Below are 241 nucleotides of genomic sequence, written 5' to 3'. Positions count from 1 at the left end.
TGAGCGCGCTGTCTGCCAGCACGACGGTGGCCGTGGGCCGCGTGGTGTGCACGCTGTAGTTGCTGCTGGCGCTGCCCACGCCGGCGTTGCCCGCGTCGTCGCGCACGCCAGTGAGGTTCACGCGCAGGGTATTCGCCTCGGCGTTGGTGTTCGCCGTGGGCGTGAAGGTCGCCGTCCAGACCGTGCGCTCGGCGTTCGCCGTGGTCGGGCTCAGCGTGGCCGTGGTGTAGACGATGTCGCT

Annotated in this window: 1 protein-coding gene; it reads right to left on the bottom strand. The window is 70.5% G+C overall.

The genetic code is table 11. The features are described 5' to 3' along the window. Nucleotides 1-241 (bottom strand): Ig-like domain-containing protein (locus VTU_RS34255; RefSeq protein ID WP_010109490.1); only part of this gene is annotated, 241 nt, incomplete at both ends.

The organism is Verminephrobacter aporrectodeae subsp. tuberculatae At4, from assembly GCF_000193225.1.
Taxonomy (GTDB): Bacteria; Pseudomonadota; Gammaproteobacteria; order Burkholderiales; family Burkholderiaceae_C; genus Acidovorax; species Acidovorax aporrectodeae.
Note: the sequence above shows the minus strand (reverse complement) of the source record. Positions and strands in the feature narration are given on the sequence as shown.